The following is a 19880-nucleotide window of genomic DNA, read 5'->3' as shown; positions in this document are numbered from 1 at the left end:
TTCGCCGCTAGCTATGCCATGAAAACAGGGTAAGAAGAGCCGCCGTGCATAACTCCGAACTATTTGTCTCATTGCGACCCAAATCTTCCCCGCAACGCATGTCTTTCCTGCGATCAATGTCATCCCGATGTCGTCATTCGAATTGATTACAACCTTCGTCGCTCTGGTTGTAGCCGCCGTTCTGTCCGCGGTTTGCATCAACGCTATTCATCCGCTGCTCATCCGCTATGCAATGGCGCGACCGAACGCCCGATCGTCCCACAAGGTGCCGACACCGCAAGGCGCCGGCATCGCGGTGATATCAGTCGCGCTGCTGGTTGCCGGGTGCTCGATTGCAAGTCTTTCTGTTTCAGCGACACCGGCGCTGTGGGTACTGTTCGGGGCAACGATCCTGATCGCGACCATCGGCGCGATTGATGATCTGCGTCCGATTTCCGTGACGCCGCGACTGCTGCTGCAAGCCGTCAGTATTGCCGCGATCCTGTTTGCTCTGCCCCCGACACTGCAGATTACACCGGACCTGCCTCTCTGGATCGAACGCGGCTTGCTGCTGCTGGCTGCACTCTGGTTCGTCAATCTCGTGAATTTCATGGATGGGCTCGACTGGATCACAGTGGCCGAAGTGATTCCGATCACCGCGGCGCTGGTGCTGATCGGCTTCTCCGGGCAACTGCCGTTATCAACGGCGCTCATTGCCGCTGCGCTCTGCGGCGCCACACTCGGCTTCGCGCCGTTCAATCGGCCCGTTGCGAAGATGTTTCTGGGCGACGTCGGCAGCCTCCCCATCGGGCTGTTGCTGGCTTGGTGCTTCCTGCAACTCGCCTATGCGCACCATCTGGCTGCCGCCATCCTGCTGCCGCTGTATTACCTTGCCGATGCGACCATCACCCTGCTGCGGCGGTTGGCAAAACGCGAACCGGTATGGCTGGCGCATCGCTCGCACTTCTATCAGCGCGCGACGGACAATGGCTTCACCGTGATCGAGGTGGTGCGAACGGTGTTCGTACTCAATATCGGCCTGGCGGCCCTGGCCGGGTTGTCGATCTATTTCCGCTCAGGCGTCGCCGACACAGCTCTGCTTGTCCTTGGCAGCGTCGCCGTCGCCACGTCATTGCGGGCATTCTCGACGCCGCGCCGCTGACGCAGACTCACTGTGCCGCCGCCCGATATTCCGGCACCGCATCCTTCAGCGTCGCCACAGCGACCTCGTGTTGATCCGCCTCAATGGCTTTCCGCAAGATCGCAAGCCAGCTGTTCAGCGTCTCCAACGGCAGTTCGTTCGGGCGGGCAGCGACGATGCCGGCAATACCGATCTCGCTGGTTGGCTCCTGCTCGGCGAACAATATCTCGTTGAGCCGCTCGCCCGGTCGGACACCGGTGAACACGATATCGATATCGTAGCCGGGCTGAAGACCGGACAGCCGGATCATGCGGTCGGCGAGATCGACGATCTTCACCGGTTGCCCCATGCTGAGCACATAAACCGATGCATCGGCATGCTGCGCGTTCATCGCATGGGTTGCCGCGGTGACGACCAGATCGCAGGCCTCGCGGATGGTCATGAAGTAGCGCACCATATCGGGGTGCGTCACCGTCACCGGCCCACCGGCTTCGATCTGCGCCTTGAACTTCGGCACGACGGACCCATTCGACGCCAGAACATTACCGAACCGCACCGAGATCAGCCGCATAGGTGATTTGGCGGCACTGCCGCTGATGGCGTCGCCATCGAGCGCCTGGCAATACATCTCGGCAAAACGCTTGGTGAGACCGAGCATCGAAACCGGTTCGATCGCCTTGTCGGTGGAAATCATCACCATCGCATCAGCGCCCGATGCAAGCGCCGCATCGGCGACATTCACGGAACCGAAGATGTTGGTCTTGACGCCCTCGCCCCAGTCCCGTTCCAGGATCGGCACATGTTTCAGCGCGGCAGCATGAAACACCGCATCCGGCTTGAATGTGATCATCAGTTGATGAATGCGCTCGCGGTCCCTGACATCGGCGATGCGGCCCTCGATCACCGCGCTGGTGACCTTGGCCGCCAGCTTTTCCATAGCCGCATGAAGCGCCGGCTCCGAATTCTCGATGATGAGCAGCCGTGCCGCGCCGAAAGTGATGACACGGTCGCAGATCTCGTAGCCGATCGAGCCGCCACCGCCGGTCACGACGATCGCCTTGCCGCGCACGAAATTCTCCAGCCGGGCATAGTCGATCTTGACGCTCGGTCGCAGCAACAGATCCTCAACTGCCACCGGCGCCAATTGCGGCGTATCGCGGCTTTCCTCGAGCGACGGAATGCGGCTGACCGTCAGCCCGAGCTTGCGCGCGCGCATCAATACCGACTCGGGCAACGCCTCTGCTTCAAACGCCGACGGCGTCATCACGATCCGTTCGATCGGGCGTTGCCGCGTGCTGAAGTCATCAACGACATTGCCGAGATCGTCGATGCCACCGAGTACCGGTACACCTCGGATCGCCTGTCCACGATCGGACATCGCCGGCGACAAGATACCAACCGGCCACATGCGCTTGACGGCACCACTCTCAATGCCGCGCAAGAACACTTCGGCATCGGCCGCACGACCAATCAGCAGTGCCGGTGACGCATCCATCGCGCGCGCCTGATTGCGCGTACGCGTATAACGGAAATAGCGATAGGCCAGTCGCGATCCGCTCAGAAAGAAGATCTGGATGAACCAGTAGATGATGATCGTTGTCTTGCCGAGGAAGAACGTGCCGTACACGTTCGGCGCCAGGAAGATATAGTCAAGCACCAGAAGCGCGCCCGTCAGGACCGTGGATGCCTTGATGATATTTAGCAAATCGGGCAGCGAGATGAAGCGCCACTTCGTCGTCGTCAGATTGAACAGGTAACAGACGAAAAAGCTGAAGACGACGAAATACGGCAGGATCTTCAGGAGCAGCGGCAGCCGATCCCACAGATTTTCGCCATCGAAACGCAGCACGAAGCTGAGAACGACCGCGGCCGCCGTGACGATGGCGTCATGCGTCGCAATCAGCCAGTTGCGGGCAGAAAACTGTGTGATGCGTGTCATGACTGTCCGCTGCGCGCGCGCTCGACCAGCGACGTCGTGCTGTGGCCTTGGAGGATATCGATCAGGATCACCTCTCCGCCGTTGGCGGCGACAACCTCATGGCCAACCACCTGCTCTCGCGTGTAATCGCCGCCTTTGACCAGCGTCGCCGGCGCGATCTGCGTAATCAGGTTCAGTGGGGTATCCTCTTCGAAAATCACGACCAGATCGACCGCTTCCAGCGCCGCAAGCACTTCTGCGCGGGCGCGTTCGTCCTGCACCGGGCGCCCCTCGCCTTTCAGCCGCTTCACCGACGCGTCGCTGTTGAGGCCGACGATCAGGCGATCGCAAGTCGCGCGCGCTGCCGTCAGAACCTTTACATGACCGGGATGCAGGATATCGAAACAGCCATTGGTGAAACCGATCCGCAACTGCTGCTTGCGCCAGTCGGCCAGTTGCGCATTGAGCTCAGTCGATGCCACGATTTTCTCTTCAGCGGCCAAAAATGCATGCGGCAAAATCCGGCGACGCAGTTCGGACGGTGTGACCACCGCCGTTCCCTTCTTGCTGACAGCGACCGCTGCCGCGGCAGTTGCCGCGCGCAATGCCGCTTCCCAGTCAGCCCCGGCCGCCAGCGCTACAGCCAGCATCGCCGCCACCGTGTCGCCGGCACCCGAGACGTCGCGCACCTTGACCGGCAGCGCCGGCACATGGATGGGCTCGCCATCGCGCGGCACCAGCGTCATGCCATGCTCGCTCTGGGTCACCAGCATCGCGGCGCAGTCCGCCAGAATCATCGCTTCCTGCGCAGCGGTCGCGATGTTGATGTCGCTGTCTGCACGGCTGCGCGTTGCCTCGGCGAATTCCTTGCGGTTCGGCGTCAGCAAGGTCGCGCCGCGATAGATCGCAAAGTTTGCGCTCTTGGGATCGACGATGACGCGCTTGCCGAGCTTCTTCGCCGCATCGATGACGTTGCGGATGACCCGCGCGGTCAGCACGCCCTTGGCGTAGTCGGACAGCAATACGATGTCGGCGCGCGCGAGCTGCGGCAAAATTGTATCGATCAATTGCTTTTCGATGACCGCAGACGCCGGCGCGGCCAGTTCCCAGTCGGCGCGCAGCATATGTGTCGAGAAATGCTCGGACACGAAGCGCACCTTGCGCGTCGTCGGACGCGATGAATCCGTGACCAGCAATGCTTCGATCAGAGGCTCCTGCGCGAGCGCATTCTTGAGTGTTGCGCCGGCATCGTCCTCACCGACCAGGCCGACAAAGATGCATTTCGCGCCGAGGGCTGCAATATTGCGTGCGACATTGCCGGCGCCGCCAATATTGATCTCGCTGCGCTGGACCGCGATGACCGGCGCAGGCGCTTCCGGCGAAATCCGCGACACCTCGCCATAGACGAATTCGTCGAGCATCAGATCGCCGACGCAGAGCACTGTCTGGTCGGCAATCGCGTGCGACAGGGCGTCGAAATCAAACATCACACCGGTACCTGTTGTGCCGTCAACGGAAGCGATCGGGCTGGTCGAGGAAGCCCTTCACATAATGCGAGACCGCATCTTCCAATGTTGTAAAACCGCCATTGTAGCCGGCGCCGCGCAACCGATCGACTTCGCTCTGCGTGAAGTACTGATAGCTGCCGCGAATCTGCTCGGGCATGTCGATATAGTCGATGTTCGGCCTGGTGCCGAGTGCAGCATAGGCAGCCAGCATCAGATCCTTGAAGCTGCGCGCGGTTCCGGTGCCGACATTGAAGATGCCGCTGACACTGGGTGACGCCAGCAGCCACATCATCACGCGAACGACGTCTTCGACATAGATGAAGTCGCGTCGCTGATCGCCATCGGCAATACCTTCGCGATGCGACTTGAACAGCTGGATGCCCCGACCGGCCTTGATGTCGTCGAAGCGCCGCGCCAGCACGCTCATCATTGAGCCCTTGTGGTACTCGTTCGGCCCGAACACGTTGAAGAACTTCAGGCCGGCCCATTGCGGCGGCATCTTTTCGCCCTTGGCGACGCGCTCGGCCACCGCGAGGTCGAACAGGTGCTTGCTCCAGCCGTAGAGGTTCATCGGCCGCAGTTTTTTGAGTTCGGGAATGGTCTGCTCATCGCGAAAGCCCTGCGCACCATCGCCATAGGTCGAAGCGGACGATGCATAAATCAGCGGCGTCGCATTGGCCGTGCACCAGTCCAGCAGGCGCATCGAGAGGCGGAAATTCGTCTCGATCACAAGATCACCGTCGGTCGCGGTGGTTTCCGAAATCGCGCCGAGATGAATGACCGCATCGAGCTTGCGGCCCTTCAGCCAGTCCATCAGCTCGGCTGGCGGCACTACATCTGCAAGTTGCCGCTTGGCAAGATTACGCCATTTTCCGTCATGGCCGAGCACATCGCAGACGGCCACGTCCGCGCGGCCGGCGTCATTCAACGCGGCCACGACATTCGATCCGATAAAACCGGCTCCCCCGGTCACAAGCAGCATGAAGTCCCCGATCTCATGATTGACCCACCTTTGCCTCAACCCTGCCCCACAGGCAACTTGGGCAACGGGATGTTCGTCGCCGCCATGGGGACATGGTTGGAAACATCCCAAATGGCTTTACCTGTCCGAATGGAGCGGGTACCGACGTGAGCCGGATATAGCCCGCGGCAGAACAGCGAAGCCCTTGAAAGAATGAACGTAAATTCCCCATACCAGGGCGTGATGGTCGATCCGGACGATACCCGGCCGATCCTGATCGTGCCCTATATGTGGATCGGTGATTTCGTCCGGGGTCATACGGTCGTCCGGGTCCTGAAGGAGCGCTGGCCGAACCGGCCGGTCGATTTGCTGGTGACCAGACTGGTCGCCTCGCTGGTCGACTACATGCCGGGCGTGCGCTCAGGCATCGTCTGGGACCTGCCTCGCAGCCAACTCGCGCTCGCCAAGCAATGGGAACTGGCGGCCACCCTGCGCGCACGGAACTATGGCACCGCGCTGGTGATGCCGCGGACCTGGAAATCGGCTCTGGCACCCGCTCTGGCGGGCATCCCGGAGCGCATCGGCTTTGTCGGCGAGGCGCGCTTCGGCCTGATCAACCAGTGGCGCTGGGGCGAAAAGAAGCTGCCGCGCATGATCGACAAGAAATGCGCGCTGGCGCTGCCGGACGGCACGCCGCTGCCACCGGAATGGCCGGTGCCCCAGTTCCGCGTGCCGGCCGACGAAATCGCGCGCTGGCGGCAAGCCAATGGGCTGGGAACCGGCCCCGTCGTGGCGCTTGGTCCCGGCTCGGTCGGATCCTCCAAGCGCTGGACCTATTATGCCGAGGCGGCAAAACTGCTGGTCGAGCGCGGGCTGGATGTCTGGATCATCGGCGGCCCCGGCGAGAAGGACCTCGCCAACGAAATCATTGCCGCCGCCGGTCCCCGCGCCCGCGACCTTACCACCAACGATCTGCGCAATGGCGTGATCGGCATGGCCGCCGCCAATGTCGCCGTGGCCAATGATTCCGGCCTGATGCACATCGCAGCCGCTGTGGGCACACCGACCATTGGCATTTTCGGACCGACCAGCCCGCAGCTATGGGGACCCCTCAATCCGCTCGCGGCCACCGTGCAAACCAAGACCATCGTTCCGTGCCAGCCGTGTCACAAACCGGTCTGCACCATGAACAACCACGCCTGCATGCGCGACATTCCGGCCGACGATGTTACCGAGATTATTCAGAGCGTGATGGCCGAGGCGTCCAACAAAAGCGCGCAGATATGATGACCACGCAAACCAAACCCGCAGCATTTCTCGATCGCGACGGCGTCGTCAATTACGACGACGGCTATATGGGCACATCCGATCGCATCCGCTGGATGCCGAACGCGGCCAAGGCCATTCGCCGACTCAATGATGCCGGCTATTTCGTCTTCCTGTTTTCGAACCAGTCCGGCGTCGCACGGGGCTACTTCACCGAGGACGAACTCAACACGCTGTTTAAGTGGATGCGTTCCGAACTCGCCGCGCAGGGTGCTCGCATCGATGACGTCCGCTATTGCCCACACCATCCGGCTGGATCGGTTGCGGGCTATCTAGAAGATCATCACTGGCGCAAGCCGAGCCCGGGCATGATCCTCGACCTGATGCAGCACTGGCCTGTGCAACGCAAAGGCAGTTTTGCCATCGGCGATCGCGATACGGATATCGAAGCGGCCAAGGCTGCGCACCTGCCCGGCTTCCTGTTTGCAGGCGGAGACTTGGACGCGTTCGTTGCGGATATCCTGCAGGGTCAGAGCAGCCTGCGATAAACCTCAGCGATTCCTCGCGCTTCCGCATCGAGGCTGAATTTGTCGAGCACACGCTGGCGCGCACGTTCACCCATGGCTGCAGCGGCATCGGGATCGCGCATCAGCGGCTCCAATGCCAGCGTGAGTGCCATTGCATCGCCGGTTGGCACGAGCTTGCCGGTCACGCCTTCCTCGACCACGATCTCCGCGGCGCCCGCACGCGTTGCGACCAGCGCGGCCCCCGCCGACATCGCCTCGATCAGCGTCAGACCGAAGCCTTCATTGCGCGAAGTGAAAGCGTAGATCGTCAGGCGTTGATACCATCGCTCGACCTCTTCGATCGGCAACTCGCCGGTGATAACGATGCGCGACTGCAGACCAGCATCGGCGATCTTCTTCTTGAGCTCATTGGCAAAGCCGATCTGGTCCGGCGTGATTGCGCCGACGATGACGGCGATGAAATCGGGATAGCGCGGCAACAACTCGCACACCGCCTCGACAAACAGATCGGTGCCCTTCTGCGCGCGCACGCGGCCGAAGCAGCCGATTGCATAGCGCCCCGGTAGCTTCGCCTGGGCAAACGACGCTCGGCGATCGATGGGGGGCGCGTAGCGGTCGGTATCCACACCATGCGTCACCACCGTCGCAGACCGTTTCAGATATGACGCGGAAATGTCGCTGGTCGCGATGATGGCATCCATCCGGCTGATCAGCCAGCGTGTGATCCAGGTATGATGGCGCTGCGCTGCCGAGGTGAAGAGCAGTTTCATCGGCCACCCGAGCGCCTTGAGCAGAACGCCGGCAATCATCTCGTTGTTGCGCCGCGCGTGCCAAATCACAGGCTTGCGGCGCAGCCACAATTTCACGAGATCGCCGATATCCATGCGGGCAATGCCGGCGGGCGCGTCGGATCCAAGCCAAGCCGCTTCGAACATGTCTGCGAGTCTCGGCGCCACCATGCGATTGGTCGCCGTCACACCGGAGTAGCGCCAGTGCAGATTCGTGACGATCAGCTGCAGTTTATCGGCCGTTTTGCCCGCAATCGGCACAGGTGACTCCATTTCGCCCGATTTCCTATACGCAACATTAAGCATAGTGGCCAGTTGCCGGCCGTCGAAACCCACTCTTCATCCCGGGCGCGATAGCGTTCCCAAAACGGGAGAGTGAGTAAATCCAATGACCGTCCTTGTCACCGGCGGCGCCGGTTATATCGGAAGTCACATGGTCCATGCGCTGGTGGAAGCCGGCGAGAGCGTGGTCGTGATCGACAATTTGTCGACGGGCTTCTCAACATATCTCCCCGAAGGCGTTCCGCTGTTCATCGGCGATGTCGCTGACGAGAATCTTGTCGAGGGCGTCATCGCTGCCCATGGAATCGACGCCATCATCCATTTTGCAGGCTCTGTCGTCGTGCCGGAATCGATGCGCGACCCGCTTGCCTACTATCGCAACAACACGATGACGACACGTAACCTGCTCAGCGCGGCAGTGAAGTGCGGCGTCAAGAAATTCATCTTCTCATCAACCGCTGCCGTCTACGGCAATCCCGATTTCACGCCGGTGGCAGAAGATGCCCCAACGCGTCCGCTGTCGCCTTACGGATCATCGAAGCTGATGACCGAGATCATGCTGCACGACATCGCGCCGGCCTATGGCATGGAGTTTGTCGCGCTGCGTTACTTCAACGTCGCCGGCGCCGATCCGCAGGGCCGCACCGGCCTCGCCACCATGGGCGCAACGCATCTGCTCAAGATCGCCGTCGAGGCCGCCACCGGCCAGCGCAGCAAGATCGACGTGTTCGGAACCGATTACCCGACGCCCGACGGTAGCTGCATCCGCGACTTCATCCATGTGAGCGACCTCGTTCAGGCCCACCGCGCCGCATTGAGCTACCTGCGCGAAGGCGGCGCATCCACGACCCTCAATTGCGGTTACGGCCGCGGTTACTCGGTGCTGGAAACCATCGAGGCCGTGCGACGTGCATCGGGTCGCAATTTCGCGGTTCAATACGCCCCGCGCCGTGACGGCGACATCATGACCATGATCGCCGATACCTCTAGGATCCGTGCGACATTGGACTGGATGCCACAATACGACGATCTCGAAACCATCGCCCGGCACGCGCTGGCCTGGGAAGAGAAGCTCGCCCGCGAGCGCCATGGCATCGAATTGATGGCGAAATCGGCCTGAACGATCAGACCAGCACCCGCTCGGATCAACGCCGGCATTGCGTCGGCGTCTCGCCGAAACGCCGTCGAAACCGCTGATTGAAGTACGAGATCTCGTTGAAGCCACTGGCCAGCGCGATCTCACTGATCTTCAGCCGATCGCCCTGCTCGCTCGTCAGCAAACGCATTGCATGTTGCAGACGGCACTCCAGAAGGCGTTCGGTGAAACTCGATCCGGTATCCTGCAGAAGGTCCTGGAGATAGCGCGGCGACAAATCCAGCCGGCGCGCGACCTGCCCCACCGAAAAATCCGGATCGGCGAAATGGCGGTCGATCTCAGCGATGATTTCCTGCGTTCGCGACGCGCGCAGACCGCGCATCGACGCAAGTTGCGCAGCGTCGCCGCGAGCACCTAGCGCGAGCGCTGTCAGATCCAGCAATGTCGTACTGATGTGGCTGTCGAGCTCTGCATCATGCGGATCGCGCAGCAGATCGACCGAGATTTCTATGTAGCGCCGCAAATGGGCCACGGCTGCGCGCCGTTCGTCGAGCGGCTGGATCAGGAGATCGTCGACATTGCCAATGAGGGGCAACAGGCGCTCCCTACTGACGGTCAGTGTCGTCGACGAGAAATCCGCATCCGATCGCAAATCGGCCGGCCGTCCGTTTGTGCCAAGAAATGCTCGGTCTGATGACAAGGCCGTCTCGCGCCCGACCTGGTCGACAACCAGCGTCCCTTCGCCTCGATGAAACATCAGACAGAAATCATCGTCTGGCCCGCGCGAGATTGCCGTTCTGGATCGCCGGATTCGACTGAACGTGCCACCGAACCGGGTGACCCGCACATTCGAATAATCTGCCCAATGCACGAAGGCCGAGAATGGCCGATCTTCGGCACGTGTGATGTCCACACAGCAGGTGAGCGCTTCCATGTTCTCGCACCACAGCGCGAATTTCTGATGATCCAGCAATTCCGGATCAAATCCATCTGAGACAAAACTGGCCTGATGCATACGTCCAACTCATTTCCGACGAATAGTGTAGCAACACAGAACAAACTCATCACGAAAAATCTCGGCAGAGCGATGTTCTGCGACCATTTTTGTATAGTGCGCATATGTGCTGTTGCGACAGCGCCACATCGACGCGAAGTTTAGTGGCAGTGCGCGAGAACTAAAATCTGCTACGCGCGTGAACAAGACCTCTCCGCCAGCCCTGTCATTGTGCATGTGGAAGCCGCGAGTCCCGACATCATTCGCAGATGTCTTCGCTCGACGACACTTCACATGCGATCGCTGACGACGGCGATGCATCGGAAATCACTTGCCGAGAACAAGAAACTGAGGGGCCTGATCATGAAGAGAGTATTCGCTGGCGCAGCACTGCTTATCGGTGCAGCCGTTCCTGCCATTGCGGCCGACATGCCCTATCCGGTGAAGGCGCCAGTCGCGCCGGTCCAGGTGTTCTCCTGGACCGGCTTCTATGTCGGCGCCAATGTCGGTTTCGGCGGCGACAAGTTCGACTATCCGTTTCAGGCTGCACAGCGGCAGTTGCAGGCCGAGGCAGCCGCGCTCGTTGCCAGCACCAACGGCAATTTCAGCCTGACCTCGAGCGGTTTCTTCGGCGGTGGACAGGCTGGCTACAACTATCAATACAACGGCGGCTTCGTCGTCGGCATCGAGACTGACTTCCAGTGGTCCGGCATCAAGGGCCGCTTCGAGGGCAATCAGACGCTGAACAATAATGGCGTGACCACGTCCGCGGCATTCGGCATCGGCTCCGAAGTCGAATGGTTCGGCACGATTCGCGGACGGCTCGGCTATGCATGGGACCGCGTGTTCCTGTACGGCACCGGCGGCGGCGCCTATGGCCGGGTAAACACCAACGGGAACTTTACTCTGACCGGCCCGAATGGTGTGCTCGGCCAGGTTGCGGCGGTGTCGGCCGGCCAGACACAGTGGGGCTGGACCGCGGGCGCGGGCCTCGAATACGCATTCACCCCGCAGTGGTCGTTCAAGACCGAATATCTCTATGTGGATCTTGGCCGGAGCACGCTGTTCTCCACTGCCGTCAACGACATCGCCAATGGCTTCTCCTCCAACTCCAGCATCGCGGTCGATACCAGGTTCCACACCATGAAAGCAGGGGTAAATTACCGGTTCTGATCGGGTTACATCCCGCCAACCGAAAGCACGGCGCGTACCCGTCGCGTGCCGTGCTTTTCGAGAGATTCCGGGACAAAATCGACCCGAATCCGGCGGCAGATGCCGCCGGGCCAACGGGTTAACAAAGTCTTGGCAAGCCCGATTTTGGCTTGAAAAACCGCGATTTAACGGGCAATCAGGCGGCTGTTTCGCAAGCTGACCCTGACGCCTCGGCAAATCCCTGCCCGGCGCCGTCGCTGGACCGCGGATGGCCAAGATTACTCGCAAAGTCACTGACGATCCTTACGGCGCCTGGGCGCTGATCCGCCGCTTGGTCGCCGAACAGGCGGTCACCTATTGGCGGCGCTACCTCCTGGCCTTCCTGCTGATGGCCGTTTCCGCCGCGACCACCGCGGGCGCCGCCTATATGCTGGGTGAGGTCATCAACCAGGCCTATGTGGACAAGAGCATCGAGCGGATCGCGCTGTTCTCGGGCTTCGTGGTGGTGATCTTCCTGATCAAGGGCGCCTCAACCTACGGCCATACTGTCATTCTTTCGAAGATCTCCAACGCAATCGTGGCCAACAATCAGCGCCGGCTGTTTGCCAAGCTGATGAACGAGAGCATCGGCTTCTTCTCGGAGCGGCATTCGTCGGAGTTCCTGCAGCGGCTCACCGCCGGCGCCAATTCGGTGACGCAGGTGCTCAGCCTGCTGATCAACGCCGTCGGCCGCGATCTCTTGTCACTGATCGCGCTGGTCGGCGTGATGGTGATGCAGGATCCATATATGGCGCTGTTCGGCTTCCTCGTCGCGCCGCCCGCGATGCTGGTGCTGCGCAAGCTGGTCCGCCGCATCAAGGGCCTCGCCCGCAACCAGTTCACCGGTACCACCGAAATTCTGGAAGTGATGCAGGAATCGCTGCAGGGCATCCGCACGGTGAAGGCCTTCACGCTCGAAAAGACCATGCAGCAACGCATGGAAGCGAGCATCACGGCCGTCGAGCAGAACGCCAACAAGATGGCGCGCGTCTCCAGCCGCTCTAGCCCGCTGATGGAAACGCTGGGCGGCTTCGCCATCGCGGCGTCGCTGATGTATGGCGGCTATCGCGTGGTGGCGATGGGCGCGACACCCGGGCAATTCTTTTCCTTCGTCACCGCCTTCCTGCTGGCCTATGAGCCGGCGAAGCGCCTGGCGCGGCTGAACATCGATCTCAACAGTCAGATCATCGGCGCGCATACGCTGCTCGAGATCGTCGACAGTCCGGCGTCCGAACCCAACGACGATCACAAACCGGCGCTGAAGCTGACCGATGCGCGCGTCGAATTGCATGACGTGACGTTCCGCTATCGCCCCAACGAGGTCGTGCTCAACCGCATGAGCTTCGTCGCCGAGCCCGGCAAGGTGACCGCACTGGTCGGCCCGTCAGGGGGCGGTAAGTCCACCGTGCTCGCGCTGCTGCTGCGACTCTACGAAGTCAGCGAAGGCGATATCACCATCGACGGCCAGTCGATCGGCCAGGTCTCGCGGCGCTCACTGCGCGGCCAAACCGCCTATGTCGGCCAGGATGTCTATCTGTTCCGCGGCACGATCCGCGAAAACATCGCCTTCGGCAAACCGGGCGCGACGGAAGACGAGATCGTGGCGGCAGCCAAGGCCGCCTGCGCCCATGATTTCATCATGGGCTTCCCGCTCGGATACGAGACGCCGGTCGGCGAGCATGGCGCACAACTCTCCGGCGGCCAGCGCCAACGCATCGCCATCGCGCGCGCGCTGGTGAAGAACGCGCCGGTCATCCTGCTGGACGAGGCGACCGCGGCGCTGGATTCTGAATCCGAGAAATCGGTGCAGGAAGCCATCGAGCATCTCTGCCAGAATCGCACCACGATCGTCATCGCCCACCGCCTGCACACGATCATGCATGCCGACGCCATCTTGGTGGTCGAGGGCGGCGAGATCGTCGAGCGCGGCCGCCACGACGATCTGCTGCGCCGTGGTGGACGCTACGCGTCGTTCTTCCGGCTGCAACATCGTGATGCCTCGCCGCTGGCACCGCTCGACGTGTCAGCGTAAGACTTGCTCCTGTTTTCTGCCGCGCAAGCGCGGCATCCGTTTTGATCCCAGCCTTCACAACCAGCCCGAGAGCCGTCCATGACCGCATCGTTCGTTATCGCCCCTCCGCCACAGGCCGCCATCGCCGTTCAGGGCGAGACTTCGAAATTCCCGGTGCGCCGTGTCTGGTGCGTGGGCCGCAACTATCTCGAGCACATCCGCGAACTCGGCAATGACGAGCGTAACCCTCCCTTCTTCTTCGCCAAGCACGCCGACATGATCGTGCCGGATGGCAGCGAGATCCCCTACCCGACCCTGACCAAGGACATGCAGCACGAGGTCGAACTCGTTGTCGCGCTGAAGAGCGGCGGCCTCAACATCTCGCCGGAAAAGGCACTCGATCACGTCTGGGGCTATGGCGTCAGCGTCGATCTCACCCGCCGCGACCTCCAGACCATCTCGCGCAAGAAAGAGCAGCCCTGGGAAATCGGCAAGTCGTTCGACATGTCGGCGCCCACCGGCGCGCTCGTCCCCGCTTCGAAGGTCGGCCATCCCTCCAAGGGCAAGATCTGGCTCTCGGTGAACGGTACCGAACGCCAGAAGGGCGACCTGTCCGAGATGATCTGGAACATCGCCGAGATCATTTCCAAGCTGTCGCTGCAGGTCGAACTCGGTGCCGGCGACGTCATCCTGACCGGTACCCCAGCCGGCGTTGCGGCGCTGCAGCCTGGCGACAAGGTCGAATGCGGCGTCGATGGCATCGGCACCTTGAAGTTCGAAATCACCGCGCCCAAGTAAGGGCCGCACGCCTTCATTACGAAAGGCCGCGCATGATGCGCGGCCTTTTTCGTTTCGGCTCCATCAGGGAAGCGATCCATGCCGCTTGAACTAGGTCTCGACACGTTCGGTGACGTCACACGTGGCGCCGGCGGCGAAATGCTGTCACATGCACAAGTCATCCGCAATGTCATCGACGAGGCCGTCCTCGCCGATCAGCTCGGCGTCGACTTCTTTGGCGTCGGTGAGCATCACCGCGCGGACTTTGCCGTATCGGCGCCCGAAGTCGTGCTCGCGGCGATCGCCACGCGCACCAAGCGGATTCGCCTCGGTTCAGCCGTGACCGTGCTGAGCTCCGACGATCCGATCCGCGTTTTCCAGCGCTTTGCCACCGTGGACGCTGCATCGAACGGCCGCGCCGAGGTCATCCTCGGCCGCGGCTCGTTCACCGAATCCTTCCCGCTGTTCGGCTTCAAGCTCGACCAGTACGAGACGCTGTTCGAGGACAAGCTCGATCTGTTCGCCGCGCTCGCGTCCGAGCCGGAAGTAACCTGGAGCGGCACGACCCGCCCGCCACTTACCAATCAGCGCGTCTATCCGCCCGTCGAGACCGGCACGCTCAAGACCTGGATTGGCGTCGGCGGCAGTCCTGAGTCAGTCGTTCGCGCGGTGCGCTATGACATGCCCCTGATGCTGGCGATCATCGGCGGCGAGCCCGAGCGGTTCAAACCCTATGTCGATCTCTATCACCGCGCCTATGCCGAGATTCAGCGACCGGTGAAGCCGATCGGCGCGCATTCGCCAGGCTATGTCGCCGCCAGCGACGAGCAGGCGCGTGAGGAACTGTGGCCCGACTACAAGCAGATGCGCGACCGCATCGGCAAGGAGCGCGGCTGGCCGCCGATGCAGCGCCGCGAATTTGATCAGGAAGCCGAACACGGATCGCTCTATGTGGGATCGCCAGAGACCGTGGCGAAGAAGATCGCGAAAACCGCGAAGGCGCTCGGCATTTCGCGCTTCGATCTGAAATACAGCGCGGGACCATTGCCACACGAGAAGCTGATGACGTGTATCGAGCTATACGGAACAAAGGTCATTCCGATGGTCCGAGAGATGCTCAAATAACAAAAAGCCCCGGATCGCTCCGGGGCTTTTCTTATTCAGTTCGTCACGCCGAACTCAGTAGCGGTAGTGATCCGATTTGAACGGGCCTTCCTGCTTCACGCCGATATAGTCGGCCTGATCCTTGCGCAGCTTGGTCAGGTTCACGCCGATCTTGGCGAGATGCAGCATCGCCACCTTCTCGTCGAGCGACTTCGGCAGCACATAGACTTCCTTCTTGTACTTGCCGTCCTTGTTGTTGGCATAGAGTTCGATCTGCGCCAGCGTCTGGTTGGTGAAGGATGCCGACATCACGAAGGACGGGTGACCCATGGCATTGCCGAGGTTCACGAGGCGGCCTTCCGACAGCATGATGATCCGGTGACCGTCGGGGAACGTGATCTCGTCGACCTGCGGCTTGATATTGTCCCACTTCAGGTTCTTCAACGACGCGATCTGGATCTCGTTGTCGAAGTGACCGATGTTGCAGACGATGGCACGATCCTTCATCGCGCGCATGTGCTCGATGGTGATGATGTCCTTGTTGCCGGTCGCGGTGACGAAGATGTCGGCCTGAGGCGCGGCGTCTTCCATCGTGACGACCTGGTAGCCTTCCATCGCCGCCTGCAGCGCGCAGATCGGATCGACTTCGGAGACCATCACGCGGCAGCCGGCCTGGCGCAGCGAAGCGGCCGAGCCCTTGCCGACATCGCCGAAGCCGGCGACCATCGCGACCTTACCCGACATCATCACGTCGGTGCCGCGGCGGATGCCGTCGACCAGCGATTCACGGCAGCCATAGAGGTTGTCGAACTTCGACTTGGTGACGGAGTCATTGACGTTGATCGCGGGCCACAGCAGCGTGCCAGCCTTCTGCATGTCGTACAGGCGATGCACGCCCGTGGTCGTCTCTTCCGAGACGCCCTTGATGCTCTCGGCAATCGCCTTGAAATAGCCCTTCGGCTTTTCCTTGAGCTGCTTCTTGAGCAGCGCGAAGAACACTTCCTCTTCTTCCGAAGCGGGCTTGTCCAGGAACGCCGTGTCGCCGTTCTCTGCCTTGAGGCCGAGATGGACATACATGGTGGCGTCGCCGCCGTCATCGAGGATCATGTTGGGGTGACCGCCGCCATGCCAGTCGAACAGTTTTGCGGTGTAGTCCCAGTATTCGGTCAGAGTTTCACCCTTGATGGCGAACACCGGAATGCCGGCAGCGGCGATCGCGGCTGCGGCGTGATCCTGGGTCGAATAGATATTACACGAGACCCAGCGGATGTCGGCGCCGAGTGCCTTCAGCGTCTCGATCAGCACGCCGGTCTGAATGGTCATGTGCAGCGAGCCGGCGATGCGGGCGCCCTTCAGCACCTGCTTCGGGCCGTATTCCTCGCGGGTGGCCATCAAGCCGGGCATCTCGGTCTCGGCGATCGAGAGCTCCTTGCGGCCGAAGGCGGCGAGGTTGATGTCTTTGACGATGTAGTCGGTGAAACCGTTGGGGGCGGTCATATTTGAATCCTTGTTCCTATAGTGCGAGAGGTTCTCGCGGACGCTCATAATTGCGCCCTCTCCCCTCGCGGGAGAGGGCTGCACAGACGGTCACGACATACTCGGTTCGGAGGGGGCTGGTCGTAAGGCCCTCTCCCGCCTTCGCTTCGCGAAGGCACCCTCTCCCGCTGCACAAAGCTTCGCCGGGGAGAGGGAAAGTAAGATCAGACGTTGCGCTTCAGCGCATCGACGAGGTCGGTCTTCTCCCAGGAGAAGCCGCCGTCGGCATCCGGCGTGCGACCGAAATGACCGTAGGCGGACGTACGGGCGTAGATCGGCTTGTTGAGGTCGAGATGCTTGCGGATGCCGCGCGGCGTCAGGTCCATCGCGGCAGCGACGGCCTTCTCGATGGCATCGTCAGCGACCTTGCCGGTGCCGTGGGTGTCGACATAGATCGACAGCGGGCGCGCTACGCCGATGGCGTAAGCGAGCTGCAACGTCGCTTTGTCGGCCAGACCAGCGGCAACGATGTTCTTGGCGACGTAACGCGCAGCGTAAGCGGCCGAACGGTCCACCTTGGTGGAGTCCTTGCCCGAGAATGCACCGCCACCATGCGGGGCTGCGCCGCCGTAGGTGTCGACGATGATCTTGCGGCCGGTGAGACCTGCGTCGCCATCGGGACCGCCGATGAAGAACTTGCCGGTTGGGTTGATGTGCCAGATCGTCTTGTCGCTTATCCAGCCATCCGGCAGCGCCTTGCGGACGTAGGGCTCGACGCGTTCGCGCACCTGGTTCGAGGTCATGTCCTCGACAAGATGCTGATGCGAGACGACGATTTCGCGCACGCCAACCGGCTTGCCGTTTTCGTACTGCACGGTGACCTGGCTCTTGGAGTCCGGACCGAGCACCTTTTCGGTACCGGCATGACGGGCTTCCGAGATCAGGCGCAGGATCTTGTGCGCGTAGAAGATCGGCGCCGGCATCAGCTCGGGCGTTTCGTTGGTAGCGTAACCGAACATGATGCCCTGGTCGCCAGCGCCTTCTTCGGCATTGGTCGGCTGCTTCGCATCGACGCCCTGTGCGATATCGGCCGACTGCGGATGCAGCAGAATCTCGACGTCGGCGGTCTTCCAGTGGAAACCGTCCTGCTCGTAGCCGATGTCCTTGATGGCGGCGCGAACGACGGCTTCGATGTGGTCGTTGGTAACGGTGGATGGACCGCGGGTCTCGCCGGCGATCACAACCTTGTTGGTGGTGGCGAGGGTTTCGCAGGCAGCGCGAATATCCCAAGGATCAATGCCCGCCTTCGGGCCTTCGCGGAAGAACAGATCGACGATCTCGTCGGAGATACGGTCGCAGACCTTGTCGGGATGGCCTTCGGAAACCGATTCACTGGTGAAGAGATAAGACGCGCGCATCAACTGGTCCTCTAGGTTGCGCCGGAGCCCGGCAGCCTTTGTCACATTGTTCCAGAAATGTCAGTCGCGACGCCGCGAGATGACGTAGGATTCGTCGTAGAACCAGAGACCGTTGTGCTTGCGCAAAACTTCTCGGGTGGCATCCAGGTAACGGCCGCTCTCCGTCACTTCCGTCAAACGGTCATCCTCGATTTGAGCCACGTAAACCGCCGCGTTCCACGCTGCAAAAGCCGTCGAAGTTCCGATCGATCCGGTCACCTCGTTCGGCAGCGCCTCCATGGCGTAGCGAAAGATCGACCGCTGGTCGGAATAGGCATTGAAGTTCAGATCGCGGCCGGCTGAGCCCAGCTCGTATTTCACTGCGCGCAATAGCTCATGACGGCTCACGGCGAAAGGGTTTTCTTTGGGCCAGACGGCTTGGACGATCTCCATACCGGGGTCCTGCCCATGCGAGTGGATACCGATCAGTCGCCCACCTGCCCGCAGCGCCCGGGCCAGCGGCGCCATGATCCGTTTGGCCCGAAATTGTACCGAAGACTTCGCCCGATAGGGCTGGGAGGCGATAATTAGGTCAAAATTGGCCTCCGTGCGCCCTGCGCGGGGGATAATAGAATCCAGCAGGAACCGGTGATCCTCGCGATAAACCACCAGCGCCACGGGCCGTTCATAGGTCGGCATGCCTGATCGGGGGTTGATGCTGGCCCGCCAGTTGTCCTCAAGAAAAGCTCCAAGTCCGGCGATCTGGTCGGCGAATTCGCCGGACGAAGCCCCCCGCAGCGGAACTTCGTGCCAGATCATGGCGGCTGCGGCGGCCGGCGATGCTGGGGTCAGTGTGGGTGCCTCGGCATAATGCATATTGGTCAGCACGAAGACCGTGGCGGGATGTTCGAACAGCCGATCCGGCACCTTGTCCAGCGTCAGCCGGACGTCCTCGAGGCTGAGCTCCTTGCCCGCGATGTAGAATGGCATATGCGGAAAACGGCCGTGCATGGAGCGCATCACCCGCGCCAGCACCGTGCCGTCGCCAACGCCCGCATCGAACACCCGCAGCGCTGGCGGGCGCGGATGGATGCTCGCCAATTCGAGGCCGACGCGATCGGCAATGACCCGCTTTTCCGAGCAGGTATGGACAAACAGCAGGTATTTCTGCCGGTTCTCGAAGAAGCGGAAATTGCTGCGCGGATCGCGCCGTTCGATTGGCGGCTCCAGCCCGCGTGGCGGCGGCACGCCCTCCGGCATCGATTGGGCAATGAAGGCCTGAATCCGCTCCAGCGTGTCGATGGTGATGCGCTTTCCCTCACGCAGGCGGTTGACCAGCTTGCCGTCGTTGACGGCCCGGCGACCGAAGGTCGACTCCGCCATCTCCGCCTGTCGGCAGAAATCCGAGATGATTCCGAGGATCTGATCGTTCTTCATGTGCGGGGATATGACCGGAAGTGGGCA

The 19880-nt window shown here is 61.5% G+C and carries 16 protein-coding genes; 8 read left to right on the top strand and 8 right to left on the bottom strand.

Features of this window, described 5'->3' with window-relative positions; all coding sequences use genetic code 11:
• The first annotated feature begins 127 nt into the window (after nucleotides 1-127).
• Nucleotides 128-1141, top strand: a complete 1014-nt coding sequence (locus SFY93_RS14885) for an MraY family glycosyltransferase (RefSeq protein WP_320443651.1) — start codon at nucleotides 128-130, stop codon at nucleotides 1139-1141.
• A 7-nt stretch (nucleotides 1142-1148) separates the two neighbouring features.
• Here the strand turns inward: SFY93_RS14885 and SFY93_RS14880 are convergent, their stop codons facing one another.
• The 3 genes from SFY93_RS14880 to rfaD are packed head-to-tail and all read right to left on the bottom strand — an operon-like array spanning nucleotide 1149 to nucleotide 5528.
• A complete protein-coding gene (locus tag SFY93_RS14880) occupies nucleotides 1149-3059 on the bottom strand; it encodes an SDR family NAD(P)-dependent oxidoreductase (RefSeq protein WP_320443650.1) in 1911 nt (636 codons plus the stop codon).
• Entirely contained in the window at nucleotides 3056-4525 is a 1470-nt protein-coding gene (gene rfaE1 / locus SFY93_RS14875; protein WP_320443649.1) for a D-glycero-beta-D-manno-heptose-7-phosphate kinase, read from the bottom strand. Before rfaE1 ends, SFY93_RS14880 begins: the two co-directional genes overlap by 4 nt.
• A 22-nt stretch (nucleotides 4526-4547) precedes the next feature.
• Entirely contained in the window at nucleotides 4548-5528 is a 981-nt protein-coding gene (gene rfaD / locus SFY93_RS14870; RefSeq protein WP_320443648.1) for an ADP-glyceromanno-heptose 6-epimerase, read from the bottom strand.
• A gap of 192 nt (nucleotides 5529-5720) precedes the next feature.
• On the opposite strand from rfaD, the gene waaF reads away from it, so the two are divergent.
• Together waaF and SFY93_RS14860 are read left to right on the top strand one after the other, a co-directional pair.
• Nucleotides 5721-6794, top strand: a complete 1074-nt coding sequence (gene waaF / locus SFY93_RS14865) for a lipopolysaccharide heptosyltransferase II (RefSeq protein ID WP_320443647.1) — start codon at nucleotides 5721-5723, stop codon at nucleotides 6792-6794.
• The gene (locus tag SFY93_RS14860; RefSeq protein WP_320443646.1) at nucleotides 6791-7321 is read left to right on the top strand and encodes an HAD family hydrolase; all 531 of its coding nucleotides are present in this window, start codon (nucleotides 6791-6793) and stop codon (nucleotides 7319-7321) included. The genes waaF and SFY93_RS14860 overlap by 4 nt, the downstream gene beginning before the upstream one ends.
• Here the strand turns inward: SFY93_RS14860 and SFY93_RS14855 are convergent.
• On the bottom strand, nucleotides 7303-8361 hold the full coding sequence (locus SFY93_RS14855; protein WP_320443645.1) for a glycosyltransferase family 4 protein: 1059 nt from the start codon (nucleotides 8359-8361) through the stop codon (nucleotides 7303-7305). The two genes, SFY93_RS14860 and SFY93_RS14855, sit on opposite strands and share 19 nt — an antisense overlap.
• 115 nt (nucleotides 8362-8476) lie before the next feature.
• On the opposite strand from SFY93_RS14855, the gene galE reads away from it, so the two are divergent.
• Nucleotides 8477-9490 carry a UDP-glucose 4-epimerase GalE gene (gene galE, locus SFY93_RS14850; RefSeq protein WP_309946307.1) on the top strand — a complete coding sequence of 338 codons (1014 nt, stop codon included), beginning with the start codon at nucleotides 8477-8479 and terminating at the stop codon, nucleotides 9488-9490.
• 25 nt (nucleotides 9491-9515) lie between these two features.
• Here the strand turns inward: galE and SFY93_RS14845 are convergent, their stop codons facing one another.
• On the bottom strand, nucleotides 9516-10400 hold the full coding sequence (locus SFY93_RS14845; RefSeq protein ID WP_320447772.1) for an AraC family transcriptional regulator: 885 nt from the start codon (nucleotides 10398-10400) through the stop codon (nucleotides 9516-9518).
• Between the two features lie 423 nt (nucleotides 10401-10823).
• Here SFY93_RS14845 and SFY93_RS14840 point away from each other — a divergent pair, with 423 nt between their 5' ends.
• The 4 genes from SFY93_RS14840 to SFY93_RS14825 all read left to right on the top strand — a co-directional run bounded on the left by SFY93_RS14840 (nucleotide 10824) and on the right by SFY93_RS14825 (nucleotide 15564).
• On the top strand, nucleotides 10824-11633 hold the full coding sequence (locus tag SFY93_RS14840; RefSeq protein WP_320443644.1) for an outer membrane protein: 810 nt from the start codon (nucleotides 10824-10826) through the stop codon (nucleotides 11631-11633).
• Nucleotides 11634-11880: 247 nt separating this feature from the next.
• The gene (locus tag SFY93_RS14835) at nucleotides 11881-13683 is read left to right on the top strand and encodes an ABC transporter ATP-binding protein (RefSeq protein WP_320443643.1); all 1803 of its coding nucleotides are present in this window, start codon (nucleotides 11881-11883) and stop codon (nucleotides 13681-13683) included.
• A gap of 78 nt (nucleotides 13684-13761) precedes the next feature.
• The gene (locus tag SFY93_RS14830) at nucleotides 13762-14460 is read left to right on the top strand and encodes a fumarylacetoacetate hydrolase family protein (protein ID WP_120290657.1); all 699 of its coding nucleotides are present in this window, start codon (nucleotides 13762-13764) and stop codon (nucleotides 14458-14460) included.
• A 78-nt stretch (nucleotides 14461-14538) separates the two neighbouring features.
• Nucleotides 14539-15564, top strand: a complete 1026-nt coding sequence (locus SFY93_RS14825) for an LLM class flavin-dependent oxidoreductase (protein ID WP_320443642.1) — start codon at nucleotides 14539-14541, stop codon at nucleotides 15562-15564.
• A 54-nt stretch (nucleotides 15565-15618) separates the two neighbouring features.
• On the opposite strand, the gene ahcY is transcribed toward SFY93_RS14825, so the two are convergent.
• From ahcY to SFY93_RS14810, 3 genes are all read right to left on the bottom strand, one after another.
• Complete coding sequence (ahcY, locus tag SFY93_RS14820) at nucleotides 15619-17040, bottom strand: adenosylhomocysteinase (protein ID WP_320443641.1); 1422 nt, start codon at nucleotides 17038-17040, stop codon at nucleotides 15619-15621.
• A 203-nt stretch (nucleotides 17041-17243) separates the two neighbouring features.
• Nucleotides 17244-18437, bottom strand: coding sequence for a methionine adenosyltransferase (gene metK, locus SFY93_RS14815; protein WP_089268239.1), 1194 nt, complete (start codon nucleotides 18435-18437; stop codon nucleotides 17244-17246).
• Nucleotides 18438-18497: 60 nt separating this feature from the next.
• Nucleotides 18498-19853 carry a hypothetical protein gene (locus SFY93_RS14810; protein ID WP_089268228.1) on the bottom strand — a complete coding sequence of 452 codons (1356 nt, stop codon included), beginning with the start codon at nucleotides 19851-19853 and terminating at the stop codon, nucleotides 18498-18500.
• Nucleotides 19854-19880: the final 27 nt, after the last annotated feature.

This window comes from Tardiphaga sp. 42S5 (assembly GCF_034044155.1).
GTDB lineage: Bacteria > Pseudomonadota > Alphaproteobacteria > Rhizobiales > Xanthobacteraceae > Tardiphaga > Tardiphaga robiniae.
The sequence above is the reverse complement of the archived record's forward strand: the minus strand, read 5'-3'. Positions and strand labels throughout refer to the sequence as shown.

Bases quoted from the DNA above. Each gene is read 5' to 3' on its own strand.
- rfaD (WP_320443648.1), bottom strand. From the start codon at position 5,528: ATGCTGCTTGTGACCGGGGGAGCCGGTTTTATCGGATCGAATGTCGTG.
- galE (WP_309946307.1), top strand. From the start codon at position 8,477: ATGACCGTCCTTGTCACCGGCGGCGCCGGTTATATCGGAAGTCACATG.
- waaF (WP_320443647.1), top strand. From the start codon at position 5,721: ATGAACGTAAATTCCCCATACCAGGGCGTGATGGTCGATCCGGACGAT.
- SFY93_RS14835 (WP_320443643.1), top strand. From the start codon at position 11,881: ATGGCCAAGATTACTCGCAAAGTCACTGACGATCCTTACGGCGCCTGG.
- SFY93_RS14845 (WP_320447772.1), bottom strand. From the start codon at position 10,400: ATGGAAGCGCTCACCTGCTGTGTGGACATCACACGTGCCGAAGATCGG.
- ahcY (WP_320443641.1), bottom strand. From the start codon at position 17,040: ATGACCGCCCCCAACGGTTTCACCGACTACATCGTCAAAGACATCAAC.
- SFY93_RS14885 (WP_320443651.1), top strand. From the start codon at position 128: ATGTCGTCATTCGAATTGATTACAACCTTCGTCGCTCTGGTTGTAGCC.
- SFY93_RS14825 (WP_320443642.1), top strand. From the start codon at position 14,539: ATGCCGCTTGAACTAGGTCTCGACACGTTCGGTGACGTCACACGTGGC.
- SFY93_RS14855 (WP_320443645.1), bottom strand. From the start codon at position 8,361: ATGGAGTCACCTGTGCCGATTGCGGGCAAAACGGCCGATAAACTGCAG.
- rfaE1 (WP_320443649.1), bottom strand. From the start codon at position 4,525: ATGTTTGATTTCGACGCCCTGTCGCACGCGATTGCCGACCAGACAGTG.
- metK (WP_089268239.1), bottom strand. From the start codon at position 18,437: ATGCGCGCGTCTTATCTCTTCACCAGTGAATCGGTTTCCGAAGGCCAT.
- SFY93_RS14880 (WP_320443650.1), bottom strand. From the start codon at position 3,059: ATGACACGCATCACACAGTTTTCTGCCCGCAACTGGCTGATTGCGACG.
- SFY93_RS14860 (WP_320443646.1), top strand. From the start codon at position 6,791: ATGATGACCACGCAAACCAAACCCGCAGCATTTCTCGATCGCGACGGC.
- SFY93_RS14810 (WP_089268228.1), bottom strand. From the start codon at position 19,853: ATGAAGAACGATCAGATCCTCGGAATCATCTCGGATTTCTGCCGACAG.
- SFY93_RS14840 (WP_320443644.1), top strand. From the start codon at position 10,824: ATGAAGAGAGTATTCGCTGGCGCAGCACTGCTTATCGGTGCAGCCGTT.
- SFY93_RS14830 (WP_120290657.1), top strand. From the start codon at position 13,762: ATGACCGCATCGTTCGTTATCGCCCCTCCGCCACAGGCCGCCATCGCC.